At 52.1% G+C, this 3,408-nt stretch carries 2 rRNA genes; both read right to left on the minus strand.

Annotated features, from left to right (window positions below):
- Positions 1-48: 48 nt before the first annotated feature.
- Positions 49-157, minus strand: a 5S ribosomal RNA gene (gene rrf, locus H1B37_RS32490).
- 120 nt (positions 158-277) lie between these two features.
- A 23S ribosomal RNA gene (locus H1B37_RS32495) occupies positions 278-3,125 on the minus strand.
- Positions 3,126-3,408: the final 283 nt, after the last annotated feature.

Consider the following 3,408-nt stretch of genomic DNA (forward strand, 5'->3'; position numbering starts at 1 on the left):
GCGCACAAAAAAACCCTTCGACGAAAAATCGTCGAAGGGTTTTTTAAAAAATGGCGAGACCTACTTTCACGCTGGTGGGCACTATCATCGGCTCGGAAAGCTTAACTTCTGTGTTCGGGATGGGAACAGGTGGGACCTTTCCGATATGGTCGCCAAAAGACCGTGGGAGGGATATTTCGCCCAGCCCACGGCCGGTTGTTTGGTAAATCGGCAGTTCGTTCGGACCAAACGCTATCTCCGAAGCGACGCATGACAGAATCATGAGTGCGGGATATCGATGGCCAATCCTTCGTCCGTTAGTACCGGTTAGCTGAACACGTTACCGTGCTTACACATCCGGCCTATCAACCTGGTCGTCTTCCAGGGGACTTTCGACTGTTGTCTACGAAACCTAATCTTAGAGCGGGCTTCACGCTTAGATGCTTTCAGCGTTTATCCTTTCCGAAGTTAGCTATCCAGCCGTGCCGCTAGCGCGACAACTGGTACACCAGAGCTTCGTCCAACTAAATCCTCTCGTACTAAAGTTGAATCTCTTCAAGTTTCGAACGCCCACGGCAGATAGGGACCGACCTGTCTCACGACGGTCTGAACCCAGCTCACGTACCACTTTCATTGGCGAACAGCCAAACCCTTGGGAGCTTCTACACCCCCAGGATGTGATGAGCCGACATCGAGGTGCCAAACCGCATCGCCGCTGTGGACGCTCGGATGCGATAAGCCTGTTATCCCCGGAGTACCTTTTATCTGATGAGCGATAACCCTTCCATTCGGGATTACCGGATCACTAAGGCCAACTTTCGTTCCTGCTCGAGTGATGGCTCTCGCAGTCAAGCACACTTCTACCTTTACGCTCTTCGCCTGATTGCCGACCAGGCTGAGTGTACCTTTGCACTCCTCCGTTACTCTTTGGGAGGAGACCGCCCCAGTCAAACTGCCCGACTGACATTGTCCTTTGCTCGGATTCACGAGATCAAAGTTAGAATTAAAATATGACCAGGCTGGTATTTCAACAACGGCTCCTTCGACACTGGCGTGCCGAGCTCAAAGCCTCCCAGCTATCCTACACAAGACATATCTCAACCCAATATCAGCCTACAGTAAAGGTTCACGGGGTCTTTCCGTCTAACCGCGGGTACGTGGCATCTTCACCACGACTACAATTTCACCGGGTCGGTGGTTGAGACAGTGCTGAATTCGTTACGCCTTTCATGCAGGTCGGAACTTACCCGACAAGGAACTTCGCTACCTTAGGACCCTCATAGTTAGGGCCGCCGTTTACTGGGGCTTCGGTCGCCTGCTTCGCTTACGCTAACAGTCTTCCTTAACCTACCAGCACCGGGCAGGCGTCAGTCTCTATACATCCACTTGCGTGTTAGCAGAGACCTGTGTTTTTGATAAACAGTCGATACAGCCGATTTTCTGTGGCCTCAAGCAGCGTGAACCGCCTGAGGCGCCCCTTATCGCGAACTTACGGGGCCATTTTGCAGAGTTCCTTAACCACCGTTCTCCCGAGCGCCTTAGAATACTCATCTCGCCTACCTGTGTCAGTTTTAGTACGGTCAGTTGCTTAACCTAGCAGCTTTTCTTGGACGTCCTTCCAATGACTTCGAGAACTTAAGTGCTCTCGAGCTACGCCTTGAATCATGAGGGTGATTTAATCCCCTCCATCTCGGCCTTCGCTACGGACATTTCTATTCGTACCGCTCACTTTCTGGACGCCGTCCCTGCATCGGATACACAACCGGCGAAGGAATGTTGACCTTCTCTCCATCGTCTACGCCTTTCGGCCTCGACTAAGGTGCCGGCTAACCCTGGGCGGAATTGCCTTCCCCAGGAAACCTTAGGCTTTCGGCGAACAGGATTCTCACCTGTTTTATCGTTACTCATTCCGGCATAATCACTCGATGACCCCGACACCACTCGTTACCGTATGGCTCGTATCTGATCATCGACGCTCTCCTACCGCTCTAGTAAACTAGAGCCCGCTGCTTCGGTGTAATACTTACTCCCGTTCATTATCGGCGCAGAAATGCTCGACTGGTAAGCTGTTACGCACTTTTTAAATGGTGGCTGCTTCTAAGCCAACATCCCAGCTGTCACAGCACTTCAACTTCCTTAGTGACTAAGTATTACTTAGGGACCTTAGCAGGCGATCTGGGTTGTTTCCCTCTCGACCCTGGAGCTTATCCCCCAGGGACTGACTGCCGAGATAATTTTACCGGTATTCGGAGTTTGGTTCGGTGAGGTACCCCGGGAAGGGCCCCCATCCGATTCAGTCTCTCTACCCCCGGTAAATAGTGGCTCGACGCTATCCCTCAAGATATTTCGGAGAGAACGAGCTATCTGCTGGTTTGATTACACTTTCAGTCCTCCCCACAGGTCATCCCCTCAGTTTTCAACCTAAGTGGGTTCGGTCCTCCACGCAGTTTAACCCACGCTTCAACCTGCCCATGGGTAGATCACACAGCTTTCGCGTCTGCAGCATACGACAATATTCGCCCTATTCAGACTCGGTTTCCCTTGGGCTTCGTTCCGGAGGAACTTAACCAAGCCGCATACCACAACTCGCCGGATCATTATGCAAAAGGCACGCCGTCACCCGTTCAAATCGGGCTCCGACCGCTTGTAGGCACATGGTTTCAGGTTCACTGTCCTCCCCTTGCAGGGGTTCTTCTCACCATTCACTCACGCTACTGGTTAGCTATCGGTCATTAAGGAGTATTTAGCCTTGCGGGATGGTCCCCGCGGATTCAGTCCAGGTTTCACGTGACTGGACCTACTCAGGTGCTCCTACGATGCGTGTTCATTTTCGTGTACGGGACTGTCACCCTCTGTGGCGGAACTTTCCTGAACCTTCCACTAACAACACACAATTCGATATTGGAGTCCTACAACCCCCAGAGGGAAACCCTCTGAGTTTGGGCTATTCCGATTTCGCTCGCCGCTACTGACGGAATCGATTTTTCTTTCTCTTCCTCTGGTTACTTAGATGTTTCAGTTCACCAGGTTGGATAGGGTATCCCGGGATCATCGCTTGTTTGTCAACTCCCCCAGGCATTTCGCAGACTTCCACGCCCATTCTCTTAATGCCAAGGCATCCCCCATGTGCCCTTGGTAGATTGGCCAACGAAATCCCGAACTCAACACTCAAGTCAACCCGGCCGAAGCCGAGACAACCTGACGCCAAGAATCGTGATCGTCGTTTGTGCTAATCACCATAACGATATCACATGACTGGATTGTTCGATCACAGCACCGCGGTTGCGATGCCACAACGTCACAAATCAGTATTCGCACAGAATCCTGTCAGATTCGCTTCTAATCGGCCAGCAACCTTCCGCCGGGGCTTAAGGAACCCCGTCGACGTTCACTGGCCACGCTTGTTCCGAAGAACTTTGTAGTCGCCGA

The sequence above is a fragment of the Stieleria mannarensis genome (assembly GCF_014154935.1).
Classification (GTDB): Bacteria; Planctomycetota; Planctomycetia; order Pirellulales; family Pirellulaceae; genus Stieleria; species Stieleria mannarensis.